This is a genomic window from Meridianimaribacter flavus (assembly GCF_004366715.1).
Taxonomy (GTDB): domain Bacteria; phylum Bacteroidota; class Bacteroidia; order Flavobacteriales; family Flavobacteriaceae; genus Gaetbulibacter_B; species Gaetbulibacter_B jejuensis.
In genome coordinates this window covers 26,346-43,463 of the sequence record NZ_SOQZ01000009.1, presented here as the reverse complement: position 1 = coordinate 43,463, position 17,118 = coordinate 26,346, and the positions used below count along the sequence as shown (strand labels likewise).

General features: G+C 32.7%; 17 protein-coding genes. 7 read left to right on the top strand and 10 right to left on the bottom strand.

The window, feature by feature from the left end; genetic code table 11:
* The first annotated feature begins 31 nt into the window (after positions 1-31).
* From A8975_RS14205 to yajC, 4 genes are all read left to right on the top strand, one after another.
* On the top strand, positions 32-1,135 hold the full coding sequence (locus A8975_RS14205) for a Glu/Leu/Phe/Val family dehydrogenase (protein WP_134201345.1): 1,104 nt from the start codon (positions 32-34) through the stop codon (positions 1,133-1,135).
* A 105-nt stretch (positions 1,136-1,240) separates the two neighbouring features.
* Complete coding sequence (gene nusB / locus A8975_RS14200; RefSeq protein ID WP_243832995.1) at positions 1,241-2,185, top strand: transcription antitermination factor NusB; 945 nt, start codon at positions 1,241-1,243, stop codon at positions 2,183-2,185.
* Positions 2,186-2,259: 74 nt separating this feature from the next.
* Entirely contained in the window at positions 2,260-2,757 is a 498-nt protein-coding gene (locus tag A8975_RS14195; protein WP_129761826.1) for a DUF1573 domain-containing protein, read from the top strand.
* A gap of 6 nt (positions 2,758-2,763) precedes the next feature.
* On the top strand, positions 2,764-3,054 hold the full coding sequence (gene yajC, locus A8975_RS14190) for a preprotein translocase subunit YajC (protein WP_129761827.1): 291 nt from the start codon (positions 2,764-2,766) through the stop codon (positions 3,052-3,054).
* 126 nt (positions 3,055-3,180) lie between these two features.
* On the opposite strand, the gene A8975_RS14185 is transcribed toward yajC, so the two are convergent.
* Genes A8975_RS14185 through pepT form a run of 4 tightly spaced genes read right to left on the bottom strand, consistent with a single transcriptional unit; the run spans position 3,181 to position 6,625 of the window.
* On the bottom strand, positions 3,181-3,777 hold the full coding sequence (locus A8975_RS14185) for a YdeI/OmpD-associated family protein (RefSeq protein ID WP_134201343.1): 597 nt from the start codon (positions 3,775-3,777) through the stop codon (positions 3,181-3,183).
* Positions 3,778-3,780: 3 nt separating this feature from the next.
* Positions 3,781-4,431: a hypothetical protein gene (locus A8975_RS14180; RefSeq protein WP_134201341.1), complete on the bottom strand. Its 651-nt coding sequence runs from the start codon at positions 4,429-4,431 to the stop codon at positions 3,781-3,783.
* A 52-nt stretch (positions 4,432-4,483) separates the two neighbouring features.
* Complete coding sequence (locus A8975_RS14175; protein WP_134201339.1) at positions 4,484-5,374, bottom strand: hypothetical protein; 891 nt, start codon at positions 5,372-5,374, stop codon at positions 4,484-4,486.
* 9 nt (positions 5,375-5,383) lie between these two features.
* Positions 5,384-6,625 (bottom strand): peptidase T, encoded by a 1,242-nt coding sequence (pepT, locus tag A8975_RS14170; protein ID WP_131506574.1) that lies wholly within the window; start codon positions 6,623-6,625, stop codon positions 5,384-5,386.
* Positions 6,626-6,721: 96 nt separating this feature from the next.
* On the opposite strand from pepT, the gene A8975_RS14165 reads away from it, so the two are divergent.
* Positions 6,722-7,738 carry a quinone-dependent dihydroorotate dehydrogenase gene (locus A8975_RS14165; RefSeq protein ID WP_134201337.1) on the top strand — a complete coding sequence of 339 codons (1,017 nt, stop codon included), beginning with the start codon at positions 6,722-6,724 and terminating at the stop codon, positions 7,736-7,738.
* On the opposite strand, the gene A8975_RS14160 is transcribed toward A8975_RS14165, so the two are convergent.
* Positions 7,724-8,626 (bottom strand): spondin domain-containing protein, encoded by a 903-nt coding sequence (locus A8975_RS14160; protein ID WP_134201335.1) that lies wholly within the window; start codon positions 8,624-8,626, stop codon positions 7,724-7,726. The two genes, A8975_RS14165 and A8975_RS14160, sit on opposite strands and share 15 nt — an antisense overlap.
* 132 nt (positions 8,627-8,758) lie before the next feature.
* On the opposite strand from A8975_RS14160, the gene A8975_RS14155 reads away from it, so the two are divergent.
* A complete protein-coding gene (locus tag A8975_RS14155) occupies positions 8,759-9,622 on the top strand; it encodes a hydroxymethylglutaryl-CoA lyase (RefSeq protein WP_134201333.1) in 864 nt (287 codons plus the stop codon).
* A 57-nt stretch (positions 9,623-9,679) separates the two neighbouring features.
* Here the strand turns inward: A8975_RS14155 and A8975_RS14150 are convergent, their stop codons facing one another.
* Complete coding sequence (locus A8975_RS14150) at positions 9,680-11,911, bottom strand: TonB-dependent receptor family protein (protein WP_134201331.1); 2,232 nt, start codon at positions 11,909-11,911, stop codon at positions 9,680-9,682.
* A 235-nt stretch (positions 11,912-12,146) separates the two neighbouring features.
* Here A8975_RS14150 and guaB point away from each other — a divergent pair, with 235 nt between their 5' ends.
* Entirely contained in the window at positions 12,147-13,619 is a 1,473-nt protein-coding gene (gene guaB / locus A8975_RS14145) for an IMP dehydrogenase (RefSeq protein ID WP_134201329.1), read from the top strand.
* Positions 13,620-13,743: 124 nt separating this feature from the next.
* Here guaB and A8975_RS14140 read toward each other — a convergent pair whose 3' ends face one another.
* The 4 genes from A8975_RS14140 to A8975_RS14125 all read right to left on the bottom strand — a co-directional run bounded on the left by A8975_RS14140 (position 13,744) and on the right by A8975_RS14125 (position 17,060).
* The gene (locus A8975_RS14140) at positions 13,744-14,379 is read right to left on the bottom strand and encodes a hypothetical protein (RefSeq protein ID WP_134201327.1); all 636 of its coding nucleotides are present in this window, start codon (positions 14,377-14,379) and stop codon (positions 13,744-13,746) included.
* Between the two features lie 55 nt (positions 14,380-14,434).
* The gene (locus tag A8975_RS14135) at positions 14,435-15,124 is read right to left on the bottom strand and encodes a hypothetical protein (protein ID WP_134201325.1); all 690 of its coding nucleotides are present in this window, start codon (positions 15,122-15,124) and stop codon (positions 14,435-14,437) included.
* Positions 15,125-15,196: 72 nt separating this feature from the next.
* A complete protein-coding gene (locus A8975_RS14130) occupies positions 15,197-15,646 on the bottom strand; it encodes a hypothetical protein (protein ID WP_134201323.1) in 450 nt (149 codons plus the stop codon).
* Between the two features lie 202 nt (positions 15,647-15,848).
* The gene (locus tag A8975_RS14125) at positions 15,849-17,060 is read right to left on the bottom strand and encodes a WG repeat-containing protein (RefSeq protein WP_134201321.1); all 1,212 of its coding nucleotides are present in this window, start codon (positions 17,058-17,060) and stop codon (positions 15,849-15,851) included.
* Positions 17,061-17,118: the final 58 nt, after the last annotated feature.

Below are 17,118 nucleotides of genomic sequence, written 5' to 3'. Positions count from 1 at the left end.
CTAAAAAAGCTATAAAATTAATAAAAATATAATGATATCAGACGTCATAAGTTCTAAAGAACTTTCAAAGGTTGATCCTGTTTTTGGTCAAGTATCTTTTGACAATCACGAGCAAGTTGTGTTTTGCAACGACAAAGATACTGGTTTAAAAGCAATAATTGGAATTCATAACACAGTTTTAGGTCCAGCACTTGGTGGAACTAGAATGTGGAATTATAACAACGAGTGGGAAGCACTTAACGATGTGTTGAGATTGTCTAGAGGTATGACCTTTAAATCGGCAATTACTGGTTTAAACCTTGGTGGTGGAAAAGCAGTAATTATTGGAGATGCTAAAACCCAAAAAACTCCTGAACTTATGAAAAAGTTTGGTGAGTTTGTTCACTCTTTAAGTGGTCGTTATATTACTGCTGAAGATGTAGGTATGGAAACTTCAGACATGGATACAGTAAGAGAAGTAACACCTTACGTAACTGGAATTTCTGAAAGTATTGGAGGAGCAGGTAACCCATCACCAATTACAGCTTATGGTGTATTTATGGGAATGAAAGCAGCTGCCAAGTTTAAGTTTGGTTCAGATGTTTTAGAAGACAAAACCATCTTTGTACAAGGAATTGGGAATGTTGGTGAAGCTTTAGTAGAGCATTTGGTTAACGAAGGAGCTAACGTAACTATTAGTGATATTAGTAAAGAGCGTTTAGAAAGTATTAGAGACAGATATGGTGTAACTATTTACAACGGTAACGATTTGTATAGTGAAACTATGGATATTTATGCACCTTGTGCTTTAGGAGCTACTATAAACAATGATACTATTCATAAATTACAAGCTAAAGTAATTGCAGGAGCAGCAAACAACCAATTAGAGATTGAAGAGGTTCATGGTAAAATACTTCAAGAAAGAGGTATTGTGTACGCTCCAGATTTCTTAATTAATGCTGGTGGAATTATTAATGTTTACGCAGAATTGGAAAACTACGGAAAACCAGAAATTATGCGTAAAACAGAGAATATCTACAATACCACTTTAGAAATTCTTAAAAAAGCAGAACACGATGGTATCACAACCAACAGAGCTGCTTTAGATATCGCTCAAGAGCGTATCGAGACTAGAAAAAGAGAAAACGCAAAATAATTTAACAGTTACCAGCATTTAGTTTCGGTAATGAATAAATAATACTATTTTTGTGAGGCGAAAAGGTAAAGCTTTTCGCCTCTTAATTTTAACGTTCTTTATAATATGCTTAACAGAAGACATATTCGTATCAAGGTCATGCAAACCATTTATGCATTTAATGGTTCAGAAAGTTCTGACCTCAAAAAAGATGAAAAATTCCTGCTTCAAAGTTTAGATAGTATGTACGATTTGTACTTGGCTATTCTATCATTACTTATTGAAGTTCAAAAAAGAGCTGAAGACCACTTAGACAAAACACAAAAGAAGTTTTTAGCTACACAAGAAGAAAAAAATCCTAATTCAAAGTTTGTAAACAATAGTATACTTTGTGCTTTAAGAGACAACGAAACCCTAAAGGACGAACTAGAAAATCGTAAACTAAACTATTGGTATTTAGATTTTGAGTACATCGAAATCATTTTTAAAGCCATTTTAGAAAGTAAAATCTACAAAGACTATATGGCTACTAAAACTTCTAGTTTTAATGAAGATAAAGCTGTAATAGTTGATTTGTTTACTGAAATCATAGCGCCTAACGAAAAGCTATTTGATTACTTTGAAGACAAAAAGCTTACTTGGGTAGATGATTTACCAATAGTAAACACTAGCATATTAAAGTTGCTTAAAAAATGTAAGCCAGATGCTCCAGAAGCATTCTTTACACCAAGCTTGTACAAAGATTTAGACGATAAAGATTTTGCTACAGAGTTGTACAAAAAAACCGTTTTAAACACTACTGTTTATAACGACGAAATAACAAACAAAACCAAAAACTGGGATGCTGAGCGTATCGCGAGTTTAGATTCGGTATTGTTAAGAATGGCAATTTGTGAGTTTCAAAAGTTTCCATCTATTCCAGTTAAAGTAACTATAAATGAGTATTTAGAGATTGCTAAAGAGTACTCAACACCTAAGAGTAGCATCTTTATAAATGGTGTTTTAGACAAAATTGTTAAAGAATACAAAACCGACGGGAAACTAAATAAAATAGGCAGAGGATTGATGTAATAAGAAATTATTAGTACCTTTATCTGCTGAAAAATGTAAAACATTTAAATAATAATTTTTAAAAATTTAACCCTATGAAAAAAGTGATCTTAAGTTTAAGCGCATTATGTATGGTAGCTTTTACTTCATGTAAGGAAGATGCAGCAAGCAAAGTGAAATCTGAAAATGTAGCTCAAGCTGCTGAAAGAGATGCAGTTGCTGGTGAACTTCCAGTGATTTCTTTTGAAGAAGCAGAACACGATTTTGGAACCATAGTTGATGGAACTCCAGTTGAAACAAAATTTAAATATACTAATACAGGTAAAGCACCATTAGTAGTTAGTAACATTAAAAGTACTTGTGGATGTACTGTACCTCAAGATTGGAGTAGAGAACCTTTAGCTCCTGGTGAGTCATCTGAATTTACTGTAAAATTCAATGGTAAAGGAAAAAACCAAATCACTAAAACTATTACTTTAACTACAAATACTGAAAAAGGTTCAGAGCAAGTTAAAATTAAAGCTTTTATTGAGCCAGATCCAAACGCTCCTCAAAAAGCAGCAGGTAGTGCAAGTATTAAGCAAGTAAACTAATAATTAATGGAAGGAATTTCTGGTTTTTTACCTTTTATAGCCATGTTTGTTGTGGTGTATTTCTTTATGATTGCACCTCAAATGAAACGAGCTAAACAGGAAAAAAAGTTTGCAAGCGAATTAAAAAGAGGAGATAAGGTTATTACCAAAAGTGGTATGCACGGTAAAGTTGTTGAATTAAACGACAAAGACAATAGCTGTGTCATTGAAACCTTAGCAGGAAAAATAAAGTTTGAACGTTCTGCCATTTCAATGGAAATGAGCAAAAAGTTAAATGCTCCTGCAACTACTAAGTAACTTGCTTAAACAGTATAAAATAAAAAACTCCGAAGTAATCCTTCGGAGTTTTTTTATGTATTTATTATAAACACTAAACACTAAACACTAAACACTAAACACTAAACACTAAACACCAAACACCAATTAGCAATTCTTATATTTATCATGTAAGCCAACACCTTTTAAAATCATTGGTGTAATTTTGTCTAATCGGGTTTGTTTGGTAGCTTCTCTTTTAGCACTTTCAATATACTCACAGTATTCTCGTTGTTTACCAGGAGTTAAAGCTTTAAAACTAGTATTAAGCTCACCATTGGCTTTTAAAACTGTACTTAGTTCTTTTGGGATAACCACAGTTTTACCTTTACGTTCTGGTTTTAATTCTTTACCAAGTTTTTGGTTTTCTATAGCTTCTTTTACATAGGCTAATACAGCAGCTTTGTCAATATCTTCAATAGACTCAAAACGCATTTGTCGTAAAGCTTTTGTTTTTTCTTGAGCATTAACTAGTAGTTGTTGTTCATCCTTAAGAAACACACCATTAAAAAACCAAATACCAAAGTGCTGTTTAAAAGCACCTAAACCCACAACATTTTTGCCGTTTAGGGAATACACAGGAGCACTCCATTTTAAACTTTCATTGAGTTGGGTGGAATTTATAAGGTCACGCAATAAGGTTAAGGCATCACTAAAATGGCTATTGACTTCTATATATTCTTCTACTGAGGATACTTTTTTCATGGTTTAGTTCTTATGTTTTACATATTCATAAATAGCGACACTGGTTATTGTTCCATTGGCTTCTGTAGTTATTTTTGAAATATTTCCAGTGTTATCCACACAGTAGGTACTTGTGGATATGTAATTGCTTTTTTGATTATTTGTGAACACTAAGCTTTTGCTTTCAATTAAAAATCCTTTTTCATCATATACGTTTTCAGTTTGAAGTCGTTTAGGATTGTCTTTAACTCTCCAAACTTTAGTAATGTCACCTGCTTTGTTATATTCGTACTCAAAAGCACCATTTTTACTGTATTGATTCTGTGGGATTTTATCACCAGATAAGTCAAATTCTTGGTCTACTCGCTTAATTTCTTTTCCCTTGGAATTATATGAAATTAAAATTCGGGATGCATCATTAGGATATTCAAACTTGTAATGAGATTCTAAGGTTCCATTGGGTTGAAATCGCTTTTTCTCAATCATACGTCCATTTTTGTCATAAAGCTCCCAATCCCATAATCTTTTTTCATTTTGATGCTCAAGATCCAACAAGTAGATTTTAACTTCTTTTATTCCATTTTGTTTATATCTATCAGCTTCTTTTTTCCACATACTTTGCGAAAAACTTGAAAAACTGATGATTAAAGCTAGAAATAGTATTGTTTTTTTCATGAGTTTGGTTTTTAAAATTTGTAAATAGTAATTGTGGTTACGGATTGTTATGCTACGTTTTTTTAATTTTATTTATTAATGAATCAATCACAATTTCTAATAATAGATTTCTTTGCTCGTAAATAGCTTTCCATTGTTTTTCATCCCAAGAATCTTCTTCCTGCTTATACATTCCGTGAGCCAAAATATGTCGCATATCATCTAATTTAGGGTTTCTCAACAATCCGTTTTGACTTTCTATAACTCTTTTAATACTTTCCCTTTTTGTTTTATTTTCTCGTCCAGGAGCATAATCTTGTCCTAACATTGCTGAAAAACTATCTGTAAGATTAGATTTCCCTTTTTTGTTCCACCAAAATCCTTCTATAAAGGAGTAAAGACTTAATAACTCAATTAAAACATCATTAATTCCTGATATCTTATAAATTTCCTCAAGAATACTATTATGTTTGATATTTAAATTATTTAGTGTTTCAAAGTAAAATAAAACTTTATCAAAAGTCTTAGGATTTATTTCGGTTTGAGAAGATATTGTAACACTTTTAAAATCTTCCCAATTAGGCATAGTAATGGCAACATTTGGAATAAATTCAGATGTGTGCGAAACTAATGTTGGTCGAAAATAAACAAGCTTTAAACACAACTTAAAGAGCAATGAAAATTCCGAGGCATTTTTGTTTTCATATCCATTCTTAGTTATGACAAATATTGATTCAATAGGTAAAGGACTATTTCTTGAATTCATCATTCCATCATTTATGATTTTATTATAAATCCAGTCTTGAAATGGTTCTTCAATATTTTTTGAGTTTTCGTAGTTTGTTATTAATAGTTCAATTTCTCTATTATCGAAATTAATTTTCTTGGTAAAATCTTTGCCTGAAAATTTAACATTATCTATTAGCCAACATCCATATCTGATATTTCTGTCATAATGTAGCATAACTAATAATTACTTATACTTTTCAGCAGTCAATTCAGCAATCTTGCAAATTACTTCGGTTGCTTTTATCATGCTTTCAACTGGTACATACTCATAACGTCCATGAAAGTTATGTCCACCAGCAAAAATGTTTGGACAAGGTAACCCCATATAACTCAGCTGAGATCCATCAGTACCACCTCGTATAGGTTTTATCAAAGGTTCAATGTTAAGTTGTTTCATGGCTTCTTCGGCAATATCAACAATATGCATTACGGGTTCAACCTTTTCTTTCATGTTGAAGTATTGGTCTTTAATGTCAATGTCAATAACTTCTCTACCATATTCAGTATTGATATCAAAAGCAAGTTTTTGCATCACTTCTTTACGTGCTTCAAAGTGTGCTTTGTCATGGTCTCTAATAATGTATTTTAAAACAGTATCTTCAACTTCGCCTTGTATAGAGTGTAAATGAAAAAAGCCTTGGTAACCTTCAGTGTGCTCTGGTGTTTCTAATCGTGGTAAGGCATTAATAAATTCGGTAGCGATATACATAGAGTTTACCATTTTTCCTTTGGCATAACCAGGATGTACAATTTTACCTTTTACTTTTACAGTTGCTCCTGCAGCATTAAAGTTTTCATATTCCAATTCACCTATTTGACTTCCATCCATAGTGTAAGCCCAATCTGCTCCAAATTTTTCAACGTCAAACTTATGCGCACCACGACCAATTTCTTCATCTGGTGTAAACCCAATTTTAATCGTGCCATGTTTTATTTCAGGATGCTGAATAAGGTATTCCATTGCCGAAACAATTTCGGTAATACCTGCTTTATCATCAGCACCTAAAAGCGTAGTACCATCAGTAGTGATTAGGGTTTGACCTTTGTAAAGCAACAGATCTTCAAAATAACTAGGAGACAGGATAATGTTTTCTTCTGCATTTAAAGCAATGTCCTTACCATCGTAGTTCTCAATAATGCGAGGTTTTACATTGGCTCCTGTAAAATCTGGTGAAGTATCAAAATGCGATATAAACCCAATTGTTGGTACATCGTGCTCAACATTGCTAGGTAAGGTTGCCATAATATAAGCGTTATTGTCTATGGTAACGTCTTTAAGCCCAATAGCTATAAGTTCTTTTACAAGTGCGTGTGCTAAATCCCATTGTTTAGCTGTACTTGGAGTTGTATCAGAGTTTGGGTCAGACTCAGTATCTACGGTTACATAGCTTATAAAGCGGTCAATAATATGTTGTTTTTCGATCATGTTTTTTATTTTATTCAAAAATAACATTTATAATTTTTTTGGTTTTTGAATTGTAGGTTTTTTTATTTAAAATTACTTTTGCGCAAACATAATTTCATGTACAAGATCATTGTTCGTCCATTACTATTCTGTTTCGACCCAGAGCGCATCCATCACTTTACGTTTTCATTAATTCGATTTTTAAACAAAATACCTTTGGTTCCTTCGTTGTTTAAAAGCTTATACTTGGTGAAAGACAAATCGCTAGAGCGACAATTATTTGGATTAACATTTAAAAATCCCGTTGGTCTTGCTGCTGGTTTTGATAAGGATGCTAAACTGTTTAACGAACTGGGTAACTTAGGGTTTGGGTTTATTGAAATAGGAACGCTAACTCCTAAGCCGCAACCAGGAAACCCTAAAAAGCGATTATTCAGATTAAAAGAAGATAACGCTATTATTAACCGAATGGGTTTTAATAATGGAGGTGTAGAAGAGGCTGTAACACGATTAAAGAAAAACAAAGGTGTGCTTATTGGTGGTAATATTGGTAAAAATAAGGTAACACCTAACGAAAATGCAACTGATGATTACGTATACTGCTTTAACGCTTTATATGATTATGTCGATTATTTTGTGGTAAATGTAAGTTCTCCCAACACACCTAATTTAAGAGCGTTACAAGACAAAGAACCTCTGACTAAGCTTTTACAAGAGTTAAAACTTCAAAATGCTAAAAAGTCGAATCCTAAGCCTATTTTATTAAAAATTGCTCCAGATTTAACCGATGAGCAATTATTAGATATCATTGATATTGTTAAAGTAACTAAAATAGATGGTGTTATTGCTACCAACACGACCATTTCTCGAGAAGGTTTACAGTCTGATAATAAAACAGAAGTTGGCGGTTTAAGTGGTAAGCCATTAACGCAACGTTCTACTGATGTGATTCGTTTCTTATCAGAAAAAAGCCAAAAAGCATTTCCAATAATTGGAGTAGGAGGCATTCATACAGCTCAAGATGCGCTTGATAAACTAGAGGCTGGAGCAGATTTAGTTCAGCTTTATACTGGGTTTATTTACGAAGGACCAAAACTTATTAAAGACATCAATAAAGCATTACTTAACAAGTAGTCGCTGGATGTTGCTAGAGCCATCATTAGCAATCGATTTTACAAGATACACACCAGTTGTTAAGCTGTTGATATCAATATATAGTTGTTTACTGTTTGAGGTGTTTTTGTAAGATTTAACCTTTTTTCCAAGAACGTCATAAAACACTACTTTTGATAGACTAGTTGTTTCTGTTGAGATTTGCACTACCGAAGTTGCTGGATTAGGAAAGAGCTGGATGTGATTAGTCGTTTCAATATCATTTACGCCAAGTACTTGTTGAAGCGTAATGGTTAAAGTGCCTACTTTTTCGGTATTAAAAGGCGCTACACCAGATAGACTTGTTATAGGAACATGAGGAGTAATATCGGCATTTGGTGATGAATAATTCATTCCGCTATCAGTACCAGCATCATAAACGTATAAGTCTATAACTATTGAATCTTCCCAAGTACCACTTGCTCTTAAGTTAACACCATTTACTGCAATCATCCAGTCAGGACTAGGAGCAATCATTGAAACCAAAGTAAGCAGCGGATAATCTTCACTTATCTGTAAGCCTAAAACCTCAATGTTACCTGTAGCTGTAGCAAGTTGGTCACCATCAATATACTGTTGAGCATCTCCATTAGTAATGCTTGTTTGTACTTCTGATTCAAAAGCATCATTAATACCTAGTTCAGCAACGTCTTCAATACCTTGTGAAGCAATACCACCAAGTTCTAAAAATGTAATGTTAGCATTGTGATTAACGCCTACAAGTTTTGACCAATGTGGATTGTTAGGAAACGTACCATGATCGGCTTCATTCCATATACTATTAAATACAACATCGTAAACAGCAGTAGTTTGCGAAAATAGAAGAGGGTTAAAACAGAGGAAAAGAAACAGTAAAGTAAAGTTTTTCATAGCGTGCAAATGATAATTATTTGTTAAGTCGAAAACTTATATTAATAACTTACAAAGTATTAGCTGTTTGTTGAAAATAGATTTTTATGAAATCGTTTTCGATGACAATATTCTTTTCTATCTTTGAAGCTAATGAGCAATCCAGTAAAAATCATTGAATGCCCTAGAGATGCCATGCAAGGTATTAAGGCATTTATTCCTACCGAAAAGAAAGTACAGTACATTCAGTCTTTACTACGTGTAGGCTTTGATACTATTGATTTTGGAAGCTTTGTGTCACCTAAAGCTATTCCGCAAATGGTGGATACTGCAGAAGTCCTTTCGCAATTAGATTTAAGCAAAACGACTAGCAAGTTATTGGCAATTATTGCAAATACAAGAGGAGCAAATGATGCTTCACAACACAAGGAAATTAACTATTTAGGCTATCCGTTTTCAATTTCTGAAAACTTCCAAATGCGAAACACGCATAAAACCATTGCAGAATCTGTAGTGACCTTAAATGAAATACTGGAAATAGCAGATAAGTCAAACAAAGAAGTGGTTGTCTATATTTCTATGGGATTTGGTAACCCTTATGGAGACCCATGGAATGTGGATATTGTTGGTGAATGGACCGAAAAACTTGCAGCAATGGGAGTGAAGATTCTTTCGTTAAGTGATACTGTAGGAACTTCTAATCCTGAAAGTATTGATTATTTATTTTCCAACCTTATTCCTAAATATCCTCATGTAGAGTTTGGGGCACATTTACATACTACACCAACTACATGGTTCGAAAAAGTAGATGCAGCATATAAAGCAGGTTGCAGACGTTTTGATGGAGCTATGCAAGGTTTTGGTGGTTGTCCTATGGCCAAAGACGAACTTACTGGTAATATGCCTACTGAAAAGCTATTATCTTACTTTACATCTCAAAAAAGTAGCGACCTTAACGCTATGAGTTTTGAAAGCGCTTATAACGAAGCGAGTAAAATTTTTAATTTTTATCATTAATAAAAAAGAGTTTGTATTATTTACAAACTCTTTTCTTTATTTATTGTTTTGTCTAGATTAAAACTGAAATTCTAAACCAGCATACACTCCAAAAGGATGACCAGGTCTTAATCCTGCAGGTACTCTTGATACTGCATACTCGTTATCTAATAGGTTAATAATGTTTAATGTTGTACTTAACTTAGAAGTAATATTATAGCGACCAGCAAGATCTAAAACAATAGCAGAATCAACCTTTTGGTTTTCAGGTATAAATCCGCTACCAGAAACTGTTCTAAACTCTCCATTATATCTACCGTTTAAGTTAATTGAGTATTTTTTATGTTCAAAACCAACACTTGCATTTAATTGGTGTTTTGCTATGTAAGGTATTTCGTCGCCTTCAGTAACTGTTCCCCAAATACCATCATCACTACCAAAGCTATTTAAAAATTCAGTATCTGTAAAAGTGTAACCTATAGTAATTGGTAAATCAAAGGCTGTATTGCTTTTTAAAACATCATAGTTTAGCAGCACTTCAATACCTTTTACAGCCACTTCTCCAGCGTTAAATACATCTAGACTTCCAGTGCCACCACTTGCAGCAAGATCACTTCCTAATAAGTTACTGTAATCGTTGTAAAACGCAACAACTTCTCCTTGTATACCATTATAGTTAAATCTGGTTCCTAACTCATAGTTGATACTTTCTTCAGGTTTTTGTCCGTCTTCATTTCCAGGAGGTGAAAACCCTTTATGTACACCACCAAAAACAGAATAGTTATTGTTGAATTTATAGTTAAAACCAATCCCAGGAATAAAAATATCTACCTTATTTTCTCTTATCGATAAATCACTTCCTGTTCTGTTTACGTCGTTTGTACCATAGTTTTCACGCTCAAGTACAATGTTTTCATAACGCAAACCTGGTGTTAATGTTAAGTTTTTGTACTTAAATTTATACATAACGTAAGAGGCAAAAGCTTTAGCACTACTAATTCTGTTTGCATCTGTTCCTGGTATACCTTTAGTAGTTAATTGCATAGTGTTGTCTACAATGTTATAGTAGTCTTTCCATTGAAAACGATCTTCTTCATCGTAGTGGTATCTTAATCCTAACTCAATATCATGAAAAGTGTTTTCTCCATAAAAATGATAATCTAATTTAGTTTGTACACCTTTTGAAATATATTTACGATTGTTAGCTTTGACTGTTAATGCATCTTCTGGTGCATTTTCTAAACCTGTCATGTAATTAAAATGTGTAGGATATAATTCAGGGTTAGATACAATGTTAGCAATACTTACATTATCACCATTAGCGGTAATATCGTTTAATTTATACCAGTTTCTTTCAAATCTATTAAAATACCCATTGGTGGTTATAGCAAATTTTTTAGAAAATTCAATATTGTGAGTTAATAACAGTTGAATATGCTCATTGGTCATTTTATCCTCTTGAGAACTTGCGTATCTATCAAAAGGATTATTATTAAAATCAGCATCAGTTAACCCTAAATAGGTTTCATTTGATACTTCATCAGCAAACTGAAATTTAGTTTCAAAGCTTTGTTGAATCTTTGCTTCCTTGTCTGTATTTAGTCGAAATTTTGCAACAACATCGTTTTTGTCGAATCCTGTGTTAAGGTCGTTTAATAAGTTTTTAAAACCATCAGAATTAAAATTTAAATACTCAATATTGTACCCAAAGTTTTCATGGCTATCTCCTACAGTTGCATATATTTGACCACTATTAAAACTACCATAAGAGGCTTTTATTCGTCCAGAAAAACTATCAGGTATTTGTGTAGAGACCATGTTTATAGCACCACCAGTTGTAAATGGACCATATTGTACTTGACTACTACCTTTTAAAATTTCAACAGCTTCCATACGTCCTACAGAAGGAAAGTAATAAGCAGCTGATGCGCTGTAAGGAGCAGGAGCTATTAGTACTCCGTCTTCCATTAAACTAATTTTAGCACTGCGCTCTGCAGAAGTTCCTCTTAAACTAATATTTGGACGTAGTCCAAAACCATCTTCTTCTACAATAGTAACACCAGGAACGGTTTTTAAAACACGGTTAATATCTGTATAACCCAGTTTTTTTAATTCAGATGGGGAAATATAATAAGCAGAACCTGTACGGTTTTTAGCTAAATATTTATTCCCAAAAATAACATTAGTTTTAATTAAAATTTCTTCTAGACTTTGAATAGAATCTAGGTTAGTTTTTGTACTATCAATAGCATTTTGTGCAGTTAAACTGCTTGTAACTATTAATAAAAGTAATAATAACTTAGTTTTCATTTATTTAGACTGATTAAGTATAATTTGGTTTTCAGCCTGCAAAATTACTACTCATTTTTAGTTTATCAAATTTTATTTAGAATAATTAAAAATAAATTTCAATTGAATACTCTTCTAGAGTTAGCTTATGAAATAGCTCGTAAATTATATCAGCAATAATACTTTTAATATTAAAATTTAAGTGTAATTTCATATATAAATCGTACCTTTACGCGCAATTAATTTTAATTGCAACATGACAGCACATCAAAATAAGATACTAGGAGAAGGATTAACTTATGACGACGTACTTTTAGTCCCAGCCTATTCCGAAGTATTACCAAGAGAGGTTAACATCCAAACAAAATTCACGCGTAACATTACACTTAACGTTCCTATAGTTTCTGCAGCTATGGATACCGTTACCGAAAGTAGAATGGCTATTGCCATTGCTAGAGAAGGAGGTATTGGTGTATTGCATAAAAACATGACCATTGAGGAGCAGGCTATAAAGGTAAGGCGTGTAAAACGTGCCGAAAGTGGTATGATTATAGACCCTGTAACTTTACCGCTTACTGCCAAAGTAATTGATGCTAAGCAAAATATGGCAGAGCACAGTATAGGTGGAATTCCTATTGTTGATGAAAACGGAACATTAAAAGGAATTGTTACCAATCGTGATTTAAGATTTGAAAAAGACAATGACAGAGCCATTGTTGAAGTAATGACTTCTGAAAACTTAGTAACTGCTGGTGAAGGCACATCTTTAATGGATGCTGAAGTTATTTTGCAAGACAATAAAATTGAAAAATTACCTGTAGTTGACGATAACTATAAACTTATTGGGTTAATAACATTTAGAGATATTACTAAACTCACCCAAAAACCTATTGCAAATAAAGATAAATACGGAAGATTACGTGTTGCTGCTGCTGTTGGTGTTACAGGAGATGCTCTAGATAGAGTATCTGCTCTAGTAAGTGCAGGTGTTGATGCTGTTATTATTGATACAGCTCATGGGCATACCAAAGGTGTGGTTTCAGTGCTTAAAGAAGTAAAAACTAAATACCCTGAATTGGATGTAGTAGTAGGTAATATAGCTACTGCAGCAGCTGCAAAATACTTAGTAGAGGCAGGAGCTGATGCTGTAAAAGTAGGTATTGGTCCAGGGTCAATATGTACAACACGTGTAGTTGCAGGTGTAGGTTTTCCTCAATTTTCAGCAGTATTAGAAGTTGCTGCAGCAATAAAGGGTAGTGGAGTACCAGTAATTGCTGATGGTGGTATTCGTTACACAGGTGATATCCCTAAAGCCATTGCAGCAGGAGCTGATAGTGTAATGTTAGGATCGCTTTTAGCAGGAACTAAAGAATCTCCAGGTGAAACCATTATTTACGAAGGAAGAAAATTTAAATCGTATCGTGGAATGGGATCGGTTGAAGCCATGAAACAAGGTAGCAAAGACCGTTATTTCCAAGATGTAGAAGATGACATCAAGAAGCTAGTACCTGAAGGTATTGTAGGTCGTGTGCCATACAAAGGCGAATTGGTAGAAAGTATCCATCAGTTTATTGGCGGATTACGTGCTGGAATGGGTTATTGTGGTGCCAAAGATATTGAAACACTTAAAGAAACTGGACAGTTTGTAAAAATCACAGCTAGCGGAATCAACGAAAGTCATCCGCATGATGTCACTATTACTAAAGAAGCTCCTAATTATTCAAGATAGATTTAGATTGTTATTGGGTTACTCATTTTAATGGGAAAGATTATAAATTAGATAATTTAGGATTTGTATTAGCATTATACTTTTCAGAAGGTACTTTTTATTGTACCATTATAGGATCTATTATTTAATTTTTAGTACCAATCCAAGTAGCACCCATTTTTATAGCATAAAAGGTGTCTTTTGAAGAAGTGTCGGTTCGCAAACCCTGTTTTAGTTTTCTATTATACCATTTTTGCATGCCAATATAGTCTTGCTTGCTAGCATAACTATCTTCTTCTAAATCGATATCAGACTGAAAAAAATGATCTTCATCCAACGCATAAGCCCAATTAAAAGTGTTTAATTCTTCTTGAAATTTACCGTAATTTTGAGACGGAAAATTGTGCTGGTCTTTTGGTTTATAAAATGTGATGTCATAAAAATTTACCATTTCATCAATAGCACAAACAACTTGAGACTTTTTTAATCGAGGTTCAAACAACCAAATGGCCAAATAGTAAGGCTTGTTTAATGTGTTTAGCTGCTGTTCCCAATGGTTATAAATATCCAATAAACCTTTTATAATTTCTTGTCTGTGTTTGAGTTTAGGTGATGGTATATTGGAACCTGTAATAGAGATGTTGGCAAAAGGACTTACCCATATTTTACAGTAATTTCGCTTACTAGATTTAAGATAATCTAAGTCTAACTCTATATTGTAGTTTTTCCATTCTTCAATAGATTTTAAAATACGATTACCACCTCTTATTTTTCGATGCATTATCATTATATAGCAGCTTTTTTTAACTTTTTATGAGTAAAACGTTGTTGTAAGTTTAATATTCAGGACAGTAGTTGTTTGTAGGACTTAAACTCTCATCAACACTTATTTTGTCATTGCTATGCCTAAAACAGTTTAAATAATGCCCTCCTTCAAAACCAATACTCCAGTCTTTAAACAACCCATATGATCCACCTATAGCTTCATAAAAATATTGATCATTACTTAGTTTATATTTTTTTAAATAGCTGCTTCCTATAGGTATTGAATCAATTTCGGTAACCACTTCATTATTTGAGCTCCATTTATAGTTTAAAACACTTCCAAGGCTAATGTTAAAATCAGCATATAACTCTTCGTTATTTTGATTTTTATTAACAAAGTACACCATACTTGCATCTTGACGCATTGCGCATCTATAATTTAAACTTGTACTTGTAGATATAAATTGATAAGCACTAGAAGAAGAAGGTAAATGAAAAATGGAATCTAACTGATTTGTATACATCTTTTTGTACTCAACATTGTTAATAAGCGTATCTCCATCAAAAAAATAGGTTAAATATATTTTGGTAGATTCAATTGTTGCTGTTGCACCATTAAAATATTCATATTCGCCTCTATGATACCACTTGTTAAATTCAGAAACCATTTCAATGCTATTGTTGGTATCTATTGAGTCAGAATCGTCATTAGTACAGTTAAATAATATAACAGTTACAATTAGTAGTAGTATTTTTTTCATAGTTGAGTGTTTGTGTGTTGTAAAAATGAAATGAACTATACACGTTGTTTTGTCACATTTACTAATAGCAAATTACATTTTTGGTCTTCCTTCCAAATGATTTTTTATAAGTCTGTAATGAAAATCATTCAGTCTTTTAGCTTCATGTTCCTTTGTAATTAGTTCCAAAATCTCTGGAAAATATTTTTTTTGAGAATGTCTAAATATAAGCCAAATGTTAAGTTTTGGACAGTCAATTCGTTCATCAGATATCCATCCGTATTTTTTGGTCAGTTCAATTAATTTTTCTGTGTTTCTGTTATCAATTTCAATTTGTAAAGACCAAACCGAATCAATTTCTTTTTTTGAACTATTATTTTCAGTACCAAAAGAACCACCTAAGATTTCTCCACTTCTATATAATTGATCATTATTAATCATTTCATTCAACAATCGACACATTTCACCATTGTTTTCAATTGATTCTTGACCGAAGCAAATAAATGAGAATTGTATTAAAATGATTAGTATGAGGTGTTTCATAATGAACTAAACCGTTTTGTGTATGATTTGTGTTGTGTTTTAGTAAGTAATTTAGCAAATAAAAACCGAATAGAAAATCCGTGAGGACTTTCGTAAGTAGGCTCTCACTAGCAATGGATTATAGCCGTTGTTGGGTTTTAGTGCTTTTACTATCTAAATTCACGATAAGAATACTAATTTTCAATAATGAGGATCTCTTATGTTACTTGAATTTAAATATAACCTCTCCTTTTTTATTGATATATGCAGAATGACCATCATTTAGATTTACTTTGGCAATTCCACCTTTAAAATTTTCATTGTCATACTGGGAAATATTAAATTCTAATTCGAAAGCTTTTTTACCATTTTTGTCAATGTACATATTTTTATTTAAAGGTGTACTTACAACCGCTAAGCCCTCTGAAAACAAACCACCATAAGCGTATTTAAAATCAATTACCTGATTACCCTTGTAATCTATATACCCAAAATTACTATTGGGTTTTCTGGCAAAAATATAATCAGATTTATAATAATCATCTGAAATGTAGGTGTATTCAGGTGGCACAACATAATTTCCGTTTAGGTCTATTATTCCGTACATTTTTGTATTCTTGTCTTTTACTTTAGCATGACCATTATTGAAGTCAGTACCTGATAAGTAGTCAAATGGTATAACAGTTTTACCTTTTTTGTTTAAGTATCCTGTGCTTCCATTACTATTGGATTGAGCTCTAATCAAACCTTCGCTCATTTCATGGATTATAGATGGTTTTAATGAAAATAAAAAATTACCATTCATATTTACCAATGTACTTCTTGTTGGATGGTTATAACGGTGAACGTACATGGTTATGGTTCCACTGTTTACTCGCTCATCTAAATTTACAGTTTCACCTTTTGATATTTGATAGGCATTTTTCTTGTAAACAGAGACAGGATCAAGTATAACATTGGCGCTTTGGTCAATTATAATTCTTTCCCCAAAAATTGGTTCAACAACGGCATATCCTTCGTTAAAAGGATGAGTCTTGGCGTATTGAGAAGCAATTATTAATTCTCCTTTCCTGTTAATGTATCCAAATTCACCATCAATCCTTACAGAAGCCAGACCTTCATAAAAATCCCGAGACTTGTCGTTGGATGGTTGATATTTTGCTTCAATTACTATTTTCCCTGATGTATCAATATAGCCTGCTTTAACATCTTTTTCTTCTCTAACTTTTACATAAGCTAAGCCTTCACTAAAGAAACCTATTTCATCAAAAATGGGTTCGGCTACTACATCTCCATTAGCATTAATCAAACCATAGAACCTTCCATTCGCTGTAGTCTTTTGAAATTTGTAAAGCCTAATATCATTTTCTTGACTTAATACATGCTGTATAAGAACAAGTAAAAATGTAAACGTCATAATAAAAATCTTTCTCATATTCTATGTTGTCTTTTGGGAAGTGCATCTTTCAGTGGATACCAAAGAAGTATAGTCC